This window comes from Actinomycetospora corticicola (assembly GCF_013409505.1).
Classification (GTDB): domain Bacteria; phylum Actinomycetota; class Actinomycetes; order Mycobacteriales; family Pseudonocardiaceae; genus Actinomycetospora; species Actinomycetospora corticicola.
In genome coordinates this window covers 5,095,640-5,113,050 of sequence record NZ_JACCBN010000001.1, presented here as the reverse complement: position 1 = coordinate 5,113,050, position 17,411 = coordinate 5,095,640, and the positions used below count along the sequence as shown (strand labels likewise).

The 17,411-nt window shown below is 75.2% G+C and carries 19 protein-coding genes; 12 read left to right on the top strand and 7 right to left on the bottom strand.

Translation table 11 applies throughout. The features are described 5' to 3' along the window. Positions 1-35: 35 nt before the first annotated feature. Together BJ983_RS24835 and BJ983_RS24830 are read right to left on the bottom strand one after the other, a co-directional pair. Positions 36-1,148 carry a 2Fe-2S iron-sulfur cluster-binding protein gene (locus BJ983_RS24835; protein WP_179796257.1) on the bottom strand — a complete coding sequence of 371 codons (1,113 nt, stop codon included), beginning with the start codon at positions 1,146-1,148 and terminating at the stop codon, positions 36-38. A 129-nt stretch (positions 1,149-1,277) separates the two neighbouring features. Further along, on the bottom strand, positions 1,278-2,027 hold the full coding sequence (locus tag BJ983_RS24830) for a MerR family transcriptional regulator (protein WP_179796256.1): 750 nt from the start codon (positions 2,025-2,027) through the stop codon (positions 1,278-1,280). 118 nt (positions 2,028-2,145) lie between these two features. Here BJ983_RS24830 and BJ983_RS24825 point away from each other — a divergent pair, with 118 nt between their 5' ends. From BJ983_RS24825 to BJ983_RS24815, 3 genes are read left to right on the top strand one after another with little or no spacing between them, the layout of a single operon-like run. Then, positions 2,146-3,216 (top strand): M4 family metallopeptidase, encoded by a 1,071-nt coding sequence (locus tag BJ983_RS24825; RefSeq protein ID WP_179796255.1) that lies wholly within the window; start codon positions 2,146-2,148, stop codon positions 3,214-3,216. Continuing rightward, positions 3,213-3,524 (top strand): protealysin inhibitor emfourin, encoded by a 312-nt coding sequence (locus BJ983_RS24820; protein WP_179796254.1) that lies wholly within the window; start codon positions 3,213-3,215, stop codon positions 3,522-3,524. The genes BJ983_RS24825 and BJ983_RS24820 overlap by 4 nt, the downstream gene beginning before the upstream one ends. Next, positions 3,521-4,063: an SMI1/KNR4 family protein gene (locus BJ983_RS24815; protein WP_179796253.1), complete on the top strand. Its 543-nt coding sequence runs from the start codon at positions 3,521-3,523 to the stop codon at positions 4,061-4,063. Before BJ983_RS24820 ends, BJ983_RS24815 begins: the two co-directional genes overlap by 4 nt. 241 nt (positions 4,064-4,304) lie before the next feature. Here the strand turns inward: BJ983_RS24815 and BJ983_RS24810 are convergent, their stop codons facing one another. From BJ983_RS24810 to BJ983_RS24800, 3 genes are all read right to left on the bottom strand, one after another. Further along, the gene (locus BJ983_RS24810) at positions 4,305-4,667 is read right to left on the bottom strand and encodes a hypothetical protein (RefSeq protein ID WP_179796252.1); all 363 of its coding nucleotides are present in this window, start codon (positions 4,665-4,667) and stop codon (positions 4,305-4,307) included. A gap of 152 nt (positions 4,668-4,819) precedes the next feature. Continuing rightward, the gene (locus BJ983_RS24805) at positions 4,820-5,572 is read right to left on the bottom strand and encodes a hypothetical protein (protein WP_343054341.1); all 753 of its coding nucleotides are present in this window, start codon (positions 5,570-5,572) and stop codon (positions 4,820-4,822) included. After that, the gene (locus tag BJ983_RS24800) at positions 5,530-6,030 is read right to left on the bottom strand and encodes a GNAT family N-acetyltransferase (RefSeq protein ID WP_343054340.1); all 501 of its coding nucleotides are present in this window, start codon (positions 6,028-6,030) and stop codon (positions 5,530-5,532) included. The genes BJ983_RS24805 and BJ983_RS24800 overlap by 43 nt, the downstream gene beginning before the upstream one ends. A 192-nt stretch (positions 6,031-6,222) precedes the next feature. Here BJ983_RS24800 and BJ983_RS24795 point away from each other — a divergent pair, with 192 nt between their 5' ends. The 6 genes from BJ983_RS24795 (at position 6,223) to BJ983_RS24770 (ending at position 10,815) form a co-directional block, all read left to right on the top strand. Next, entirely contained in the window at positions 6,223-6,660 is a 438-nt protein-coding gene (locus BJ983_RS24795) for an LLM class flavin-dependent oxidoreductase (protein ID WP_179796251.1), read from the top strand. A gap of 109 nt (positions 6,661-6,769) precedes the next feature. Then, entirely contained in the window at positions 6,770-7,330 is a 561-nt protein-coding gene (locus BJ983_RS24790) for a YceI family protein (protein WP_179796250.1), read from the top strand. A 13-nt stretch (positions 7,331-7,343) separates the two neighbouring features. After that, positions 7,344-8,216 carry a patatin-like phospholipase family protein gene (locus tag BJ983_RS24785; protein WP_179796249.1) on the top strand — a complete coding sequence of 291 codons (873 nt, stop codon included), beginning with the start codon at positions 7,344-7,346 and terminating at the stop codon, positions 8,214-8,216. A gap of 75 nt (positions 8,217-8,291) precedes the next feature. Further along, positions 8,292-8,786 (top strand): inorganic diphosphatase, encoded by a 495-nt coding sequence (locus tag BJ983_RS24780; RefSeq protein WP_179796248.1) that lies wholly within the window; start codon positions 8,292-8,294, stop codon positions 8,784-8,786. Next, a complete protein-coding gene (locus BJ983_RS32545; RefSeq protein ID WP_179796247.1) occupies positions 8,783-9,496 on the top strand; it encodes a hypothetical protein in 714 nt (237 codons plus the stop codon). The genes BJ983_RS24780 and BJ983_RS32545 overlap by 4 nt, the downstream gene beginning before the upstream one ends. Further along, on the top strand, positions 9,493-10,815 hold the full coding sequence (locus BJ983_RS24770; protein ID WP_179796246.1) for a carboxylesterase family protein: 1,323 nt from the start codon (positions 9,493-9,495) through the stop codon (positions 10,813-10,815). Before BJ983_RS32545 ends, BJ983_RS24770 begins: the two co-directional genes overlap by 4 nt. Here BJ983_RS24770 and BJ983_RS24765 read toward each other — a convergent pair. Next, positions 10,788-14,309 (bottom strand): indolepyruvate ferredoxin oxidoreductase family protein, encoded by a 3,522-nt coding sequence (locus BJ983_RS24765; protein WP_179796245.1) that lies wholly within the window; start codon positions 14,307-14,309, stop codon positions 10,788-10,790. The two genes, BJ983_RS24770 and BJ983_RS24765, sit on opposite strands and share 28 nt — an antisense overlap. A 209-nt stretch (positions 14,310-14,518) precedes the next feature. On the opposite strand from BJ983_RS24765, the gene BJ983_RS24760 reads away from it, so the two are divergent. Beyond that, positions 14,519-14,995, top strand: coding sequence for an Lrp/AsnC family transcriptional regulator (locus tag BJ983_RS24760; protein WP_179796244.1), 477 nt, complete (start codon positions 14,519-14,521; stop codon positions 14,993-14,995). 77 nt (positions 14,996-15,072) lie between these two features. After that, complete coding sequence (locus BJ983_RS24755) at positions 15,073-15,273, top strand: hypothetical protein (protein ID WP_179796243.1); 201 nt, start codon at positions 15,073-15,075, stop codon at positions 15,271-15,273. Between the two features lie 7 nt (positions 15,274-15,280). On the opposite strand, the gene BJ983_RS24750 is transcribed toward BJ983_RS24755, so the two are convergent. Next, the gene (locus BJ983_RS24750; protein WP_179796242.1) at positions 15,281-16,033 is read right to left on the bottom strand and encodes a Clp protease N-terminal domain-containing protein; all 753 of its coding nucleotides are present in this window, start codon (positions 16,031-16,033) and stop codon (positions 15,281-15,283) included. Between the two features lie 376 nt (positions 16,034-16,409). Between BJ983_RS24750 and BJ983_RS24745 the strand changes: the two genes are divergently transcribed. Then, complete coding sequence (locus tag BJ983_RS24745; RefSeq protein WP_179796241.1) at positions 16,410-17,336, top strand: helix-turn-helix domain-containing protein; 927 nt, start codon at positions 16,410-16,412, stop codon at positions 17,334-17,336. Positions 17,337-17,411 lie beyond the last annotated feature (75 nt).

Below are 17,411 nucleotides of genomic sequence, written 5' to 3'. Positions count from 1 at the left end.
CTCCTCGGTGCTGATCGGTCGTGCGGTCGTACTTCTCACGCGTCGATGACGCAGTCGCCGGCCGCAGCCGTGACACAGGTCTGGATCTTCACGGCGTCCCAGCTCTGACCACCGGAGCCGTCGGCCCGGTGCTCGGTGCCGTCACGCAGGTCGCGCACCACGCCGTCACGCAGCGGGACGACGCAGGTGTGACAGATGCCCATGCGGCACCCGAAGGGCAGTTGCAGACCGCCCTGCTCGCCGGCCTCGAGCAGCGTCGTCGCACCGTCGATCTCGATCTCGGTGTCGGAGGCCGAGAAGGTCACCGTGCCACCCTCGGCCTCGCCGCCCGCGAGGTTCGCGGAGAACCGCTCGACGTGCAGGTTGTCGTCGAGTCCGGCCTCGGACCACACCCGCTCGGCGTCGTCGAGCATCTCGTTCGGTCCGCACACCCAGGCGGCGCGTTCCTTCCAGTCCGCGCACACCTCGTGCAGCGCGTCCAGGTCGAGGTGGCCCTCCTCCTGGGTGTGGCGGCGGACCACCGTCACCGAGTCGTAGCGCCGGTCGAGGTCGTCGAGCTCGTCGGAGAACAGGAAGTGCTCCGGGTCGGGCGCGGAGTGGACCACGACGACGTCCGGCATGGACGACCGCCGGTCCAGCGTGCGGAGGAAGGCCATGATCGGCGTGATACCGGAGCCCGCCGTCAGGAAGAGGATCTTCTTGGGCGGCGGGTCGGGGAGGACGAAGTCGCCCTGCGGGGGCGCGAGCCGGACGATCGTGCCGGGGGCGACGCCGCGCACCAGGTGCTGGGACAGGAAGCCCTCGGGCTGCGCCTTGACCGTCACCGACAGGTGCCCCGCGTCGCGCTTGGGCGGCGAGGTGAGCGAGTACGACCGCCAGTGGAAGCGCCCGTCGACCTGCACGGCGATGCCGACGTACTGCCCGGCCTGGTGGTCGAACGACCAGCCCCAGCCCGGCTTGATGACCAACGTGGCGGCGTCGTCGGTCTCCTGCACGACCTTGACGACCCTGCCCCGGAGCTCGCGGGCGGACCACAGCGGGTTGAGCAGGGTCAGGTAGTCGTCCGGTAACAGCGGGGTGGTGAAGCGGGCGGCCGCGTTCCGCAACCGTTGGACCGGTCGGGGGAGCTTTGCCGACGTCTCGTTCACGACCGCCTCCGTATCGCCACTGACCGACCGCGCGCTGCGTCCCGGCGGGTGAACCGGGAGTGTGGCGCGGGGATGTCCCCTGTGAGACAGATCAAAACATGCTCGCGTGTCATATGACATCACGAGATGTCACATGGGTTCCCCGCCGCCGTCCTCGAGCACCTGCGAGGCCTCGCGGACCAGCTCGCCGACGGCGCGCGGCATGGTCTCGCGGAACGCCGACATCACCGTGCGGGCGGCGATCGGCTGCAGGTTGGTCACGGCGTGCCGCACGTCGTCCAGCCGTTCCGGCGGGAGGCCGGCGCCGACGAACTCCTGCCACACGGTGCGACGGAAGAGGTCGACGAAGCCGTCGGCGACGTCGTCGAGGTGGGCGAGCACGGCCTGGCGGGTCCGCAGGAGCGCCTCGACCGGGAGCCCGAGACCCGCCGCCTCGACGCCCGCGCGCACCATCTCGGGGCTGTGCACCCGGACCCGGTCGCCGTCGAGCTCCTCGACCATGCCGGCCTCGACGAGCGCGGTGAACGACGCGGGCTCGCCGCCGACCCAGGAGGTGAACTCCTCGCGGGTGAGCTCCACCGGCGGCTCGGCGCGCCACGGCGTCAGCATCTCCAGGTACTGGGAGAGCGCGCGCTCGGCGGACTGGCTGGGGGTGGCCTCGACGAGCCGCTCGATGGCGGCGAGCGAGAAGCCCTCGCCCTGCAGGTGGGTGATGAGGTCGAGCCGGGCGAGGTGGTCCGAGCCGTAGAACCCGGTCCGGCCCTGCATGCGCGGCGGGGGGAGCAGGCCGCGGGCCGCGTGCGCGCGGACGTTCCGCACCGTCATGCCGGCGTGCGCCGCCAGACGGTCGATCGTCCAGTCGGCCGGAGAGCCCACCACGTTTCCCCACGCTACGGAACCGGAACGGGGAGATCGGTTCGTGTTACGGCCGGTACCGCCTAGCGGCCTCCCGAACAGCGGTGCCCCGGTGTCGGGGGGCTGTGGAACATTGCGGGCCATGCACCTGTGCGCGATCGCACCCCCGTCCCTCCTGCTGCGGCTCGCGGACGCCGGGTCGGAGTCCGCCCGCGAGGCGGCGCTGGAGACGGTCCGGGTCACCGAGCGCCTCCGGAGCCGCCGGATCGCGGTGGCGCGGGCCCTGCGCGAGCAGGGCGGGGCGGTGCCGCCGGACCGGCCCGGCGTCACGGCCAACACGGTGTTCGACGTCGAGGGCGGCGAGGAGTCGGCGCTGCCCGGCCGTCAGGTGCGGACGGACGGCGACCCGCCGTCGGCGGACATCGCGGTCAACGAGGCGTACGACAACGCCGCGACCACGGTCGCCTTCTACCGCGACGTGTTCGCGCGCGAGTCGGTCGACGGGCGCGGGCTGGACCTCGTGTCCTCGGTGCACTTCGGGCAGCGTTACGACAACGCGTTCTGGACCGGCGAGCAGATGGTCTACGGCGACGGCGGGGGCGGCACCTTCGTCGCGGGCGCCCTCACCCGCTCGCTCGACGTCATCGCCCACGAGCTGACGCACGGGGTCACCCAGTACACGGCGAACCTCGTCTACGAGGCGCAGAGCGGCGCGCTCAACGAGTCGTTCTCCGACGTCTTCGGGATCCTCGTCAAACAGCGCGCGGGCGGGATCGACGCCGCCACGTCGGACTGGCTGATCGGCGAGGGCGCACTGGAGCCGTCGCTCGGGAAGGCGCTGCGCAGCATGCTCGCCCCCGGCACCGCGTACTCCGGCGACGACCAGCCCGCCGACATGGACGCCTACCGGGAGCTCCCCGTCGACGACGACCCCCGCAACGACAACGGCGGGGTGCACATCAACTCCGGCATCCCGAACCGCGCCTTCGCCGAGGCCGCCCGCACCCTCGGGGGCAACGCCTGGGAGACGGTCGGCCCGGTCTGGTACACCGTGCTCACCGAGCGGCTGCGCGCGAACGCGCAGTTCGCGGACGCGGCGGCCGCCACCATCGCGGTCGCCGGGGAGCGGTACGGCGACGGCTCGCGCGAGCAGGACGCGGTGCGCGGCGGCTGGGACGCGGTCAAGGTCGTCCCCACCCCGGACCCACGATGAGGGTCACCGTGGTGCGCGGGGGCGGGATCGCCGGGCGGGTGGTGACGACGGTCGTCGACGACGCCGAGCTCGACGACGCCCGCACCGAACGGCTCCGTTCGGTCGTGGCGAGGTGCTCGTTCCGGGAGCGCTCCGGTCCGGTCGCTCCGGCGGTGCGCGACGGCTTCTCCTACGAGGTGACCGTCGACGCCGACGACGGCTCGTCGCAGGGCGTCCGCTTCGTGCAGGGCACCGCGCCGGACGGCATGGGCGAGCTGCTGCGGTTCGTCGACGACGAGTCGGCGGGCCGGGAGGAGGGCGACCGGTGACGAACGGACGGCAGCCCCTCAGCTCCTTCCCGCGCGGCAGCGCGCGCGGGGGTGTTCCCGACGACGAGCTGCGCGTGGCCTGGACCCGCTGGCTCGGCATCCTGCGCACACGGGGCTGGGACCCGACGCCGGTCCTGCGTCCCGGAGCCGCACCCTCGTCGATCGCGGCGGCCGAACAGACCGTCGGGTACGCGCTGCCCGACCCGGTGCGCGCGCTCTACGCGATCACCGACGGCCAGGAGTCCCCGGCCGACACGGGCGGCCCGGTCCTCTTCCCCGCCCGCACGTTCTGCCGGCTCGACCACGCCGTCGCCCTCTGGCGCGGCCGCGAGCAGGACGACCGGTGGCCGCTGGGCGAGGGCACCGACGGCGGGCTCCTGCTCCTCGACGAGGCCGGCCGGGTGGTGGGGTCGGACGCCCGGGAGCTCGCGGCCGGGATCGTCGACTACCTCGCGCTGCTGTCGGTCGCCGAGCTCGACGGGCCGTCCCGGACCGAGGCGGTCGGCGCCGTGCTCTGGGACGCCCCGGCCCTGCGGTAGCGGCCCTCCCCGTCGACAGGAATCGCCCGTCGATGTCACGGGGTGCGCCGGAGGAGCCACCCACCCAGGCGCCGGCCGCACGCCACGGGCCGCCTCGCGGACAGGAATGGCCCGTCGATGTCACTGGGTGCGTCGACGGGGCCACGCACCCACGCGCCGGCCGCACGAACCCGGCCCTCGCCCGATGCCTTGTCGCTGTGTATCACGGTGACAAGGCACCGGGCGGGTGGAGCGTCCCGGCTCAGCGGTGGGTGGTGACCCCGTGGTGCGCCGCCGGCAGGTGCTGCGCGCCGAGCTTCGTGGCGTGCGCCTTCGTGACGTGCCCCGTCGCGGCCGGGACCTTCGTGGCCGGAGCCTTGGTGGCCGGAGCCTTGGTCGCCGGAGCCTTCGTGGCCGGAGCCTGCGTGGCCGGAGCCTGCGTCGCGTGCCCCTTCGTGGCGTGGGCGGCGTGGTGGCCGGCCGGCGCCACGGGTGCGGTCGTGGTCGTGGTGCCGCCGTGCGGCGCGGGCGCCACCGGTGCGGCGTTCGCGACCCCGACGGCTCCCACGGAGGCGGCAGCCACGAGTCCGGCCGCGACGGTGATCCTGCGGAACGTGCTCGTCATGACGAGCTCCTCTCCCCGACGCCGGGCGGCCAACCCGCCCGGACGGTCGCGAAAAGTAGCCCCGTAATCACTCTGCGAAGTCGCCCACCCGAAGCCTCCGCAGGCGCCCCGGAGCGGGTCAAGCGCAGGTCAGCCGCACGTCAGCGGCGGGTTCACCAGCCCCCGGTGTCCCAGCCGCCACCGGCCCAGCCGCCACCGGCCCAGCCGCCGTCCAGACCGCCACCGTCCCAGCCGCCGTTGTCCCAACCCGGGCCGCCCCACCCGCCGTCGGGAACACCCCCGAAGCCACCCCCGAAGCCGGAGACGAGGGCGTCGGCGAGCAGTACACCGCCGACCGCACCTACCCCGCCGAGCAGCATCGGCTTCCACCACGGCTCGGAGTACCACCCGGCCGCGACCGGACGACCCGCGACGGTGCCACCCGGGTAGTAGTGCGCGTTGCGGGCCGACGGGTCGGGCGAGCCGGTGACGGTGCGACCCCCGACGTCGACGGACCGGTCGCCCGTGAGCTCCCCGGCCCGCGCGCGGTCGGCGCCCGACGGCAGGTCCGGGCCCGGGTCCATGCCCAGGGCCGTCCGCGCGGCGCGCACGAAGTGCAGGCCTTCGAGCGCGGTGTCGCCCACCAGTCGCCACTGCGCCGGCGTCGAGGCGGTCGCGAGCTGGGAGCCGGCCGCGGTGTACCGCTCGGAGGCGTCGGCGAGGGCCTGGCGGGACGGCTCGTCGGTGCCGGACAGGGCGAGGACCTGGCCGCCGAGGCGGTCGTACCAGCGGCGGGCCTCGGCCTCGGCGTCCGCCGCACCGACGGGGTCGACGGGGCCGGCTCCGGTGGGCCGCCCGGACCGGCGGCCGATCGCGAGGGCGATCAGTCCGCCGACGACGAGGAGGAAGAGCAGGACGGTGAGCACGTCCCCGACGATCCGCCCGGCGACTGAGCGTCGGCTGTGGCCCTCCTGAGCATCGGCACGTGCGGGATGCCGTCCTCGTCGTAGCCCGGCCCCGACACCGCGAACCCGAACCGCTCGTAGAACCCCTGCGAGCGGACCTGGGCCCCGAGCACCACCGGTCCGGGCAGCGTCGCCAGCGCGGCCGCGAACAGCGCCGCACCCGCCCCGGTCCCGCGCACCGCCGGCGCCGAGACGACCCGGCCGATGCGGGTCGTGCCGTCGGGCTCGGCCAGGACCCGCAGGCAGGCGGTCAGCGCGCCGTCGGCCGCCCGCGACCACCAGTGCTCGGCCTCGGGGTCCCGGCCGTCGATCTCGGGGTAGGCGCACTCCTGTTCGACCACGAAGACCGCGACGCGCAGGGCGAGCACGTCGTGGAGGTCGCGCGGGGTCATGTCGTCGAGGGGCGCGTGGTGGATCACCGCACCAAGACTGGCACCGGAGGCGGTCGTCGGTGTAGGAACTGCGTGTGGGCATCGTCGATCTCGAGCGGTTCTGGCCGAGCCGCCGCCTCGACGCCTTCGACGAGTTCTGTCGCCCGAGCGCCTGACGTCCCCGTCGACGTCACCTGACGTCCGCTCCGCGACCACTCCCTCGAAGGACCTCACCCCGCCATGACCGCTGTCAGCGTGCCCACCCCCGTCGTCGTCGCCCTCGACCCGGTCCACCACGGACTGGTCGACCCCGTCGGCGGGAGCCGTGACCTCGACGCGATGCTCGACGAGGCGCGGGCGGCCGAGCGGGCCGGCGCCGACGCCGTCCTCGTGCCCGCCGCCAGTGCGGGCGCCCCGGCGCCACGGCACTGGCCGGCCACCGCGCAGGCCCTCGCCGTGCTGCTCGCGACGACCTCCGTCCAGGTGGTCGTGCCGATCCGGGCCCGCGCCTGGGACGTCGAGGCGGTCGCCCGCTTCGCCGCCAGCGCCACCGGCCTGGCCGGCGACCGGCTCGTCGTCCGCGTGCTCGGCGTCGGCGCGACGGCGTTCGCGACCCGGCTGCGAGCCCGCTGGGCCGGCCCGGTCGAGGTCGCGGCCTCCGAGACCGTCGCCGCCTGATCCCGTCGTGGGCCACGAGGCCCACGACACACCCCCAACACTTGAAGCTTGAAGCGTGAGTGCTAGGCTCAGACCTATCAGTTGATGCTTCAAGCGTCTGGAGAACACCATGACCGAGACCACCGCCCCGCAGCTGACCCTGGCCGGCTCGTACCAGATCGACCCGGCGCACAGCCGGATCGGCTTCACCGCCCGCCACGCGATGGTGACGAAGGTGCGGGGTTCGTTCGGGGAGTTCCGCGGCACCGCCGTGATCGACGAGGCGAACCCGGCCGCGTCCTCCACCGAGATCATCATCGCCGCCGCGAGCTTCGACTCCAGCCAGGAGCAGCGCGACGGCCACGTCAAGAGCGGCGACTTCCTCAACGTCGAGGTCTACCCGGAGATCACCTTCCGCTCGACCGCCGTCGAGAAGGCCGGCGACGACGTCTGGCGCATCACCGGTGACCTCACGATCCGCGACGTCACCAACTCGATCACCATCGACTTCGAGCAGAACGGCGTCGCGAAGGACCCGTTCGGCAACGAGCGCGCTGGCTTCGAGGGCTCGACCACGATCAACCGCAAGGACTACGGCATCACCTTCAACGCCGCGCTGGAGACCGGTGGCGTGCTGGTGAGCGACAAGGTCGGCCTCGAGTTCGACATCTCCGCGATCAAGCAGGCCTGATAGACACGCCCGCATGAGTGCGGCACAGCAGCCCGGTCGGACGGCCCTGGTCCTCGGCGGCGGTGGAGTCACCGGCATCGCCTGGGAGATCGGCGTCCTGGCCGGGCTGCGTGCTGCCGGGGGCCCGTCGGCCGCCGCACTCGACGCGCCCGCCCTCGTCGTCGGGACCTCGGCCGGCTCGGTCGTCGGCACCCTCGTGGCCGCGGCCGCCGACACCGGCCCGGGCTGGGACCTCGCCGACGCCCTCGCCGCCCAGCACGCGCCCTCGACCACCGAAATGCCCCGCGACGTCGACCTCGACGCGCTCGTCGAGCGGATGGCGGCCGCGTCGTCGGACGATCCGCTCGAGGCCCGCCGCGGCGTGGGCGAGCTGGCCCTCGGCGTGGACCGTTCGGTCTCGGACGAGCGCCGTGCCGCCGTGGCCGCCCGGCTGCCCGTGCACGACTGGCCCGCGACGCCCCTGCGGGTCACCGCCGTCGACGCGCACTCCGGCGAGCTCGTCGTGTTCGACGCCGCCGCGGGCGTCGCGCTCGACGACGCCGTGGCCGCGAGCTGCGCGGTGCCCGGCGTGTGGCCGGTCGTCCCGATCGGCGACCGGCTGTTCATGGACGGCGGGATCGCGTCGCTCTGCCACGCCACCCTGGCCGCCGGCCACGACCGCGTCGTGGTGCTCGTCCCCTTCCCCGCGGCCGGGGGCGCCGGGACGCGCCCGCTCGACGACGAGCTCGCGCACCTGCGGGAGACCGGCGCCGAGCTCGTCGTGATCGGCCCCGACCCGGACTACCTCGCCGGTCCCGGCCGTGCGGCCCTCGACCCCGCCGGCCGGCCCGCCGCGGCCGATCTGGGGTATCGGCTGGGCCGGTCGATCGGGGAGGACCGCACCTGACCCGCCCGGGGTGGCCCGGTGGGGTCACACCCGCCACACTGACCACCCACCGTCGGTGACCGAGAGGGGTAGGTCGTGGATTTCGACGTCTTCGTCGAGGTACCTCGGGGCAGCCGCAACAAGTACGAGCTGGACCACGAGTCCGGCAAGCTCCGGCTCGACCGGACGCTGTTCACCGCCACGCAGTACCCGGCGGACTACGGCTTCATCGAGGACACCCTCGGGCAGGACGGCGATCCGCTCGACGCGCTCGTCCTCGTCCAGGAGCCGACCTTCCCGGGCTGCCTGGTGCGCAGCCGCGCCATCGGCATGTTCCGCATGACCGACGAGGCCGGCGGCGACGACAAGGTCCTGTGCGTGCCGGTGGACGACCCGCGCCTGGAGCACCTGCGCGACATTCACCACCTCGACCAGTACCACCGCATGGAGATCCAGCACTTCTTCGAGGTCTACAAGGCGCTCGAGCCCGACAAGAAGGTCGAGGGCCACGAGTGGGTGGGCCGCGCCGCGGCCGAGAAGGAGGTCCAGGCCTCGGTCGACCGGGCGACCCGGGAGGGTTTCCACACGTGACGACCGACGGCGGGCTGTTCGGGTCCCCGCGCCGCGAGGGCCCGACCCCGAAGCTCGTCGTCATCGGGATCGCCTGGGCGGCCTTCGGGGTCGTCGCGCTGATCACGGCCGTGCTCATGAAGTCCGTGGGCATCGCCGTGTTCGGCCTGCTGTGCGCCCTCGCCGGCGGCGGGCTGTACCTGGGACAGCGGGCCCGGGAGCGCCTGGAGGAGGACGAACGCTCCTGGCGCTCCGACCCGGGCGGGTTCGACGACGACCTGGACCCCGAGCCCGACGACGATCCCGACGCCGTCGACGACGTGGCCCCGGACGACGACGGGCAGCACGACACCCGCGTCATGTCGACCGCCTCGCGCGACCACGACGACATCGTCGACGCCGAGTACACCGAGTACTACGAGCCCTCACCGTCCGAGCAGGACGACGGGACGGGCTACGACGACGAGGAGACCGCCTTCCGGCGACGCCGGGAGGAGGAGTGGGAGCGGGAGACCCGCGCCCGGGAGGACGAGCCCCAGGTGATCGAGGCCGACGACGAGGACGACCGGTTCGAGGGCGCCGGCGACCACGGGACCGGCGGTTCCGGCCGCTCGAACGGGGACCACCCGGACGACGGGACCGACCGCGACGGCACCGACCGCACCGACGGCACCGGCCGCACCGACCGCACCGACCACGGCTCGCGTTCGACGCGGGACGCGCAGCCGTGACCGTCACGACCGGGGCCGAGGCACCCGTCGTCGTGACGCCGTCCGGGGCGGTCCGGGGGCGCCTGCATCCCGACGGCGGGGTCGTGGAGTTCCTCGGGCTGCGCTTCGCCCGCGCCGAGCGCTTCGGCGCGCCCGAGCCGGAGCCCGCGTGGAGCGGGACCCGGGACGCGCGCACGCCCGGACCGCAGTGCCCGCAGCTCGCGTCGCGCATGGACGCGATCGCCGGCCCGTCGAACGCCGACGACCTCGGCCAGGACGAGGACTGCCTGCGGCTGACGGTGCGCGCCCCGGCGGATCTCCGGCCGGACGAGCGGCTGCCGGTGTTGGTGTGGATCCACGGCGGCGCCTACGTGATCGGCGGGGTGGACCTCGCCTGGTACGACACGGCCCGCCTCGTGCGGGAGGGCCGCGTCGTCGCGGTGAGCGTCGGCTACCGGCTCGGCATCCTGGGGTGGCTGCGGATGTCGGGCGTCGCGCCCGGCAACCTCGGCCTCGCCGACCTCGCGGCGGCGCTGCGGTGGATCCGTGAGCACGTCGGGGCCTTCGGCGGCGACCCGGACGCGGTCACGCTCGTCGGCGAGTCCGCCGGCGCGCACGCCATCGCCTGTCTCATGGGCGCCCCGGAGCTGCGGCCGCTGTTCCACCGGGTGATCCTGCAGTCCGGGCAGCTCGGGCTGGGTCTCGGCACCGGGCGCACCGCCGCGCGGGTCGCCGGGTACGTGCGCGACGCCCTCGCCGGCGCCGACCCCCGGACCGTGCCGATCGACGACCTGCTCGAGGCCCAACGGCGGGCGATGGTGCGCCACGCCGGCCCCGGCGGGATCAACTCCGCGCCCGCGTTCACGCCGGTCGCGGGTGTCGCACCGCTGGTCGGGGTGGCCGCGCGCGACCCGTGGGTGGCCGCCGCGCACTCCGGGCACCCGATGATCATCGGGTCGACCGCCGACGAGGCGAACACCTTCATCCGCATCGCCCCCGGGCTCCGGCGTCTCGAACGCCGATTCCCGACGGCGGTCGGGCTGGGCTCCCGCCTCGCCACGCACCGCGTGTTCGGTGCGCCCGCCCAACGCCTGGCGACCCGCGCCGCCGCGGCCGGCACCACCGTGAGCACCTACCGCTTCACCTGGGGCGCCCCGGACTCCGGGCTCGGCGCCTGCCACGCGATCGAACTGCCGTTCCTGTTCGGCGGCCGGGCGGCCTGGCAGGACGCCCCGATGCTGGCCGGGGCGTCCTGGGACGACGACGTCGAGCCGCTGGGCCGGGCCCTGCGGGCCCGGTGGTGCGGCCTCGCTCACGAGGCCGCGAGCGCCTCCCGGTAGCGCGCGACGTTCGCGAGCTTGACGTCCTCGTAGCCGCGGACCATGTCGGGCAGCGACGCGATCGCCACCGCCCGGTCCACCGCACCGGTCGCGGCGAGCTCCACCAGCCGCGGCACGAGCGCCCGGTACTCGGCCACGAGTTCCCGCTCCACCCGCCGGACCTCGGCGCGCCCGAACGGGTCGAGCGGCGTGCCCCGGAGACGACGCATCGCGCGCAGCGACACGTAGCCCGGCCGGAACCACGGGCCGAGCGTCAGCTTCCGGCGCAGCCCCATCGCCCGCAGCGACGGCGGGTGCAGCTTCCACGAGATACGGCTGTCGGCCCCGAACTCCGCCCGGACCGAGACCCCGAACGCGGGGTCCAGGGACAGCCGTGCGACCTCGTACTCGTCCTTGTAGGCCATCAGCTTGTGCAGCCCGACGGCCACCGCCTCGGCGAGCGCGGGAGGACCGTCGACCAGCCCCCCGACCACCTCGGCGTAGGACCGGGCGTACGCCGCGTCCTGGTAGGCCACCAGCTCCGGCACCCGGATCCCGACGAGCCGCTCCAGCTCGGACCCGGCCGGCGCACCGATCGACGCGACGATCTCCGCCGCGGCCGCCGCACCCGCCGTCGTGAGCCCGGGGACACCGTCCGACGCCGGACGGGTCACCGCCTCGACCACCGCGGCGAATGCGGTCGGGTCCGCCACCGACTGCCGGCCCCGCCGGAACGCCTGCAGGTTCTTCTCCACCGCGGCCCCGTTGAGCTCGAACGCCGCCTCGACCGCGGACGCCGGGAGCGGCAGCGCCCCGAGCTGGTACGCGGCGCCGAGGAGCATCGACAGCGCGAACTGGTCGTCGCCGAACAGCGCCTCGGCGAGCGCCCGGGCGTCGAGCACCGCGCCCACGTCGGCACGCACCGCGGACCGGATTCGGCCCAGCACCGCGTCCACCGGCGGGTAGGTCACCGTCGGGTCGACCACCTGGTCGCCCGTCGGGATCTTCGCGCTCGAGACGACGCCGACCGTGCGGGACGACGAGGCGGCCTTCAGGTACGTCGGGTCGGCCGCGACGAGCAGGTCGGCGCCGAGGTAGAGGTCGCACTCCCCCTCCGCCGCGCGCCCGGCCAGCTCGCCGTCGCCGATCTTGACGTCGGAGACGACCGCGCCGCCCTTCTGGGCGAGCCCGGTCTGGTCGAGCCCGCGCGTCGGGCGCCCCGCGATCCGCGCCGCGGCCGCGAGCACCTGCGCGATCGTCGTGACCCCGGTGCCGCCGATCCCGGCCAGCCGCACCACGGCGTCGTCGGGCACGGTCCGCGCCGGCTCTCCCAGCACCTCGGCGGCCAGCGGCCCGACGGTCGCGGTGTCCCGGTCCCCGCCGGGCTCGACGACCGTGAAGGCCGGGCAGTCGCCGTCGAGGCAGGAGTAGTCCTTGTTGCACGACGCCTGGTGGATGCGGGTCTTGCGCCCGAACTCGGTGTCGACCGGCGTCACCGACAGGCAGTTCGAGGTCTGTCCGCAGTCGCCGCAGCCCTCGCACACGCGCTCGTTGATGACGACGCGGGTGGTCGGGTCGGCCAGCGTCCCGCGCTTGCGCTTGCGCCGCTTCTGCGCCGCGCACTCCTGGTCGTGGATCAGCACCGTGACGCCGGGCGTGGCCGCGAGCAGCTCCTGCGCCTCGTCGATGCGCGAGCGGTCCCAGACGACGACACCCTTCGCCAGCCGCACCCGGCGGTAGCGGGACACGTCCTCCGTCGTCACGATCACCCGCGCGACGCCCTCGTCGAGCAGCACCCGTACGAGCTGCGGCATCGAGAGCTCACCGACGGCGTCCTGCCCGCCGGTCATCGCCGCGGCGCCGTTGCGCAGCAGGCGGAACGTCACGTGCGCGCCCGCCGCGACGGCCGCACGGACCATGAGGCTGCCGGAGTGGTGGAACGTGCCGTCGCCCATGTTCTGCACCCAGTGCGAGGCCTTCGCCGGGTCGGCGAACGGCTCCGTGCCGAGCCAGTGCGCGCCCTCGCCGCCCATCTGCGTGATGCCGGTGACCTCGCCGACCTGGGCCTCCGGCATCAGCATGACCATCGTGTGGCAGCCGATGCCGGCGCCGACCAGCGAGCCCTCGGGCGCGGTCGTCGTCGAGGTGTTGTGCGGGCAGCCGGAGCAGAAGTACGGGTTGCGGGTCGCCCCCGCGAGCGGGAGGTCGATCCGGGTCCGTTCCCGACGACGGGTCTCGGCCCAGGCCTCGACGCCCGGGATGCCGACGAGTCGCGTCGCCAGGCCCTTCGCGACCGCGTCCGGGTCGAGGTCGCCGTGCTCGGCGAACAGCGGACGCCCGTCGGGGGTGCGCTTGCCGTGCACCGCGGGCGCCCCGGTCCGGCCGTAGAGGCGGTCCTTGATCTGGGTCTCGAGGAAGGCCCGCTTCTCCTCGACGACCACGATCTCGTCGAGCCCGTCGGCGAAGCGGTCGACGATCCCGCCCTCGAGCGGCCAGGGCATGCCGACGCGCAGCAGCCGGACCCCGCGGCGGGCGAGCTCGCGGTCGTCGAGCCCGAGGGTGGTGAGGGCCTGCCGCAGGTCGAGCCAGGACTTGCCGGCCGCGACGATCCCGATCCGCGCGGGGCCGGAGCCGACGATGGTGTTCAGCCCGTTCGCCGCCGCGTACCGGCGGGCGATGACGAGGCGCTTCGCGTGCAGGTCGCGCTCGAGCGGCGCGAGGCGCGGGCCGAGGAGCTTCGCGTGCGGCTCGTGGCGGAACTCCCGGCCGTCGAAGGTGAGGTCCGGGATCACCGGGAGGAGCCGGTCCGGCGCGACGACCGCGGTCCCGGAGCCGTCGGCCACCGCGGTCACCATCTTGACGCCGACCCAGAGCCCCGAGACGCGGGAGAGCTCCACCGCGTGCCGGCCGAGGTCGAGGACGTCCTGCACGTCGGCCGGGTAGAGCACCGGCAGCGCCATGTCGGCGAGGGCGGCCTCCGAGGCGCAGGGGACCGACGAGGACTTCGCGGCCGGGTCGTCACCGACGATCGCCAGGGCGCCGCCGTACCGCGAGGTCCCGGAGAGGTTGGCGTGCCGCAGCGCGTCGGTGGCGCGGTCGAGGCCGGGCGCCTTGCCGTACCAGTAGCCGGTGACGCCGTCCGCCACGTCCGCGCGCAGCGCACCGGTGGACGGGGCGAGCTGCCCGCCCTGGACGGCGGTCAGCGCGATCTCCTCGTTCAGCCCGGGGGCGAAGACGACGCCGAGCGCGTCGAGCAGGTCCCGCTGCCGGGCGAGCTCGAGGTCGTAGCCCGCGAGCGGCGAGCCCTCGTAGCCCGAGACGTAACCCCCGGTGCGCAGGCCGGCCGCGGCGTCGGCGCGCCGCTGGTCCATCGGCAGCCGCACCAGGGCCTGGACCCCGGTGAGCGCCACGGTGCCGTCGGTCTCGGTGTAGCGGTCGCGCAGCGAGAACGGCCGGGCGGCGGGGGCCGGGGGCGCCACGCGGGGTGCGGGGCGGGCCGGAAGGTCGAGGGTCATGGTGGCGACCTCCGATCGGGGACCGGGGCGGACCCGCCGTCGGGGTGACCGACGCCGGACCGCCCGAGCGTTCGTGCTCGGATGGTCGATGAAGTTAGCCACCTACTCGCCAGTGGTCCAAGCCATCTCTGCTGTACTGGGCCAGTGGTCCAGCAGACCGTGATCGAACCCGGCCACGAGCGGACCGTTGGACCAGCGGGGGGACCTCGATGACCCTGGACGACCTCGACCGCGCCCTGCTCCTCGCGCTGCTCGAACGGCCCCGCGTGGGCCTGCGGGAGCACGCCCGCACCCTCGGGGTCGCGCGCGGCACCGTGCAGGCACGGTTCGAACGGCTGCAGGAGGCCGGTGTCATCACCGGCTTCGCCCCCCGGATCGCCCCGGAGGCGCTCGGCTACGGCGTCCTCGCCTTCGTCACCCTGCACATCGCGCAGGGCCGCCTCGACGCCGTGGCCGGGCACCTGGCGTCGATCCCGGAGGTCACCGAGGCGCACTCGATCACCGGTGACGGCGACCTGTGGGTCCGGGTGGTCGCGCGCGACAACGCGCACCTGGAGCAGGTCATCCAGGGCGTGCTGGCGTCGCCCGGCGTCGAACGGACGCAGTCGGAGATCTCGTTGACCGAGCGGGTGCCGGCGCGCGTGCTGCCGCTGGTGCGCTCGTTGCCGCGCTCCGACCGCCGGTGAGCGACCCGTCCGTGTCATCCGCGTCACGTGTGCGGTTCCGGGGTATCGCAGCTCCAGGTGCACCCGAGGAGGACCGCATGACCAGCCCCGAACTCCGCCCCGCCGCCCTCGACGAGACCGCCCTGGCGGACGTCCGTCGTCTCGAGGAGTCCCTCGGGACGCCCGTCGTGGCCTACGAGCCCGAGAGCCCGTTCGCCGAGCTGTCGGAGGCCCAGCTCGCGGAGGTCCGGCGCGTCGAGACCGCGCTCGGCGTCCGGCTGCTCGCCTACCGGCCCTAGACGGCGCTCACGCCGGGACGCCCGCGACGTGGTCCTCGCCGACCACGGCCGCGGGAACCGGCCGCATCACCGACACCGGGGCGACCACCCCCACGGGCGCCACGACCCCCACCGGGACCGGCACCCGCCGCGGCGGCGTGCCCACCTCCGGCGTCGCGAGGGGCGCCGTGGCCGCGAGGGCGTCGGCGAGGTCGTCGAGGTCGTCGGAGTCCACGCCGAGCCGACCCAGCAGGTCGGCGACGCGCCCGGTGCGGGCCACCGCCACGGCCAGCTCGGCCGCGGTGACCGCCCGGTCGGCCCGGGCCGCGCGGTGGGCGGCCCGATGCAGCACCGTGCGGGCCACCGAGCTCAGCGCGGGGCGCACGGGGTCCCCGCCGACCAGGTCGTCGGCGGTGTCGGCCCCGGCGTCGTCCAGCGCCGCCAGCAGGACCGCCGGGCCCACCCCGCGCATCCCGAAGGCCCGCCCGACGTCGCCACCGGCCCGCACCGCCGCCAGCAGCAGGTGCACGCTGTCCACCCAGGGGCGACCGAGCGCGACGGCCTCCCGGCGCGCGCCCTCGAGCAGCCGCGTGACCTCGTCGTCGGGACCGCCCTCGGCCACGACGTCGGACTCCAGGCACCCGCGCCCGAAGGCGGCGGACCCCACCACGGCGCCCGGCCGTAAGGACCGACGGGGCTGCCCGGTGGTCCCCCGCGCCGACGGCGCCACGGCCGCGGCCCGGCTCGCCACGAGGTCGTCGAAGATGGGCGTGACGGTCAACGGGCGGCGGCCTCTCCGGGGACGGTCGATCACGGACGGTCCAGGTATAGCCGCGCCGGGGACGCGGATCGGGGACCCGTCGCGCCTCCGGCACGGGAGGGTGATCCACCGATCGAGTGGGTCGGCGGCGCGGGGTGACGACCACGCCCGGAACGGGCGATGCGGCCCCGCGTGGCGCACCGCACGGTCGGCCCAGCGTCGTCGCCCGGGGACGCCGCGGATCACCCCGCAGGGTGTCGCTCCGGGCCCTGACGACTCCATCGGGTGGATCCCGACGCCGTCGCGTGGGCCATAGCCCGCCCGACCGTCGCGCGTTCTCGTGTGTGACGCTGCGGTGAGCCCCTGCAGCGCGACGGACCGACGAGGAGGCGGGTGGATGAGCACGGTCGGTCGGCACGACACGCCCGCTCCCGCCCCCGTCCGCTCGGCGCGCACCCATGCCGTCGTCACCGCCCTCGCCGCGGTCGCCCCGCCGGCCCGGGACCGCGACGCCGGGGCCGAGGCGGCCGCGATCGTGCGCTGGGCCGGGACCCGCCACCGCCACGGCGCCCTGGCCACGGACCTCGACACCCCCCAAGCGGCCTCCCGCCTGGTCTCCCTGCTCACCCGGCTCGGCGCGGCCGACGGCACGGTGCAGGGCGACACGGCGCGCGGTCGCTGGCGGGTGGAGGTCGGTCCGGACACGGGGTCCGGCGACCCGCTGGCCGTGCGCCTGGGCGTCGTCGACAACCGGGGCCGTGCGCTCGCCGCGCCCCCGGAGTGGCTCACCGGCGGCTCGCTGCCCGGCGCGATCGCGACCTGGCGGGGCGCCCTCCTGGCCCGCGGCACCGTGGGCGACCACGCCGTGACCCTCGACTGCCCCGCCCCCGGCGCCGCCCTGGCCCTCGCCGAGCTGGGCCTGCGGCTCGGCGTCCGGGCCCGACGCCCGGGGGCCGGCACCCGACTCGTGGTGACCGACCCGGCCGAGGCCGCCCTCCTGCTGACCACCTGCGGAGGGCGGGCCGCCGCCGAGGTCGCGGGGTTCGCCGACGCGGAGGACGCCGAGGCCCCGGAGTCCCCGAACGACGCCCGGGCCCTCGTCGCGGCCTCCCGCGCGGGAGCGGCGGTGGCGGAGGCCTTCGCGACGCTGGAGCGGGCCGGGATCGCGGTCCCCGGCCCCCTCGCCGAGGCGGGCCGGCTGCGGCTCGCGCACCCCGACCTCGGCCTTCCCGAGCTCGCCGCCCGCGCCGAGCCGCCGCTGTCCAAGGACGCGCTCGCCGGACGACTGCGCCGCCTGCTCACCCTCGCCGCCCGGCACCGCTGAGCGGCTCCGCACCGCCGAGCGGCTAGGCACCGCCGAGCGGCTCCGCACCGCCGAGCGGCTCCGCACCGGCCGCGC

Coding starts and splice junctions, on each gene's coding strand:
- BJ983_RS24825 (WP_179796255.1), top strand. CDS start 2,146: ATGCACCTGTGCGCGATCGCACCCCCGTCCCTCCTGCTGCGGCTCGCG.
- BJ983_RS24820 (WP_179796254.1), top strand. CDS start 3,213: ATGAGGGTCACCGTGGTGCGCGGGGGCGGGATCGCCGGGCGGGTGGTG.
- BJ983_RS24810 (WP_179796252.1), bottom strand. CDS start 4,667: ATGACGAGCACGTTCCGCAGGATCACCGTCGCGGCCGGACTCGTGGCT.
- BJ983_RS24795 (WP_179796251.1), top strand. CDS start 6,223: ATGACCGCTGTCAGCGTGCCCACCCCCGTCGTCGTCGCCCTCGACCCG.
- BJ983_RS24790 (WP_179796250.1), top strand. CDS start 6,770: ATGACCGAGACCACCGCCCCGCAGCTGACCCTGGCCGGCTCGTACCAG.
- BJ983_RS24785 (WP_179796249.1), top strand. CDS start 7,344: ATGAGTGCGGCACAGCAGCCCGGTCGGACGGCCCTGGTCCTCGGCGGC.
- BJ983_RS24765 (WP_179796245.1), bottom strand. CDS start 14,309: ATGACCCTCGACCTTCCGGCCCGCCCCGCACCCCGCGTGGCGCCCCCG.
- BJ983_RS24760 (WP_179796244.1), top strand. CDS start 14,519: ATGACCCTGGACGACCTCGACCGCGCCCTGCTCCTCGCGCTGCTCGAA.
- BJ983_RS24755 (WP_179796243.1), top strand. CDS start 15,073: ATGACCAGCCCCGAACTCCGCCCCGCCGCCCTCGACGAGACCGCCCTG.
- BJ983_RS24745 (WP_179796241.1), top strand. CDS start 16,410: ATGAGCACGGTCGGTCGGCACGACACGCCCGCTCCCGCCCCCGTCCGC.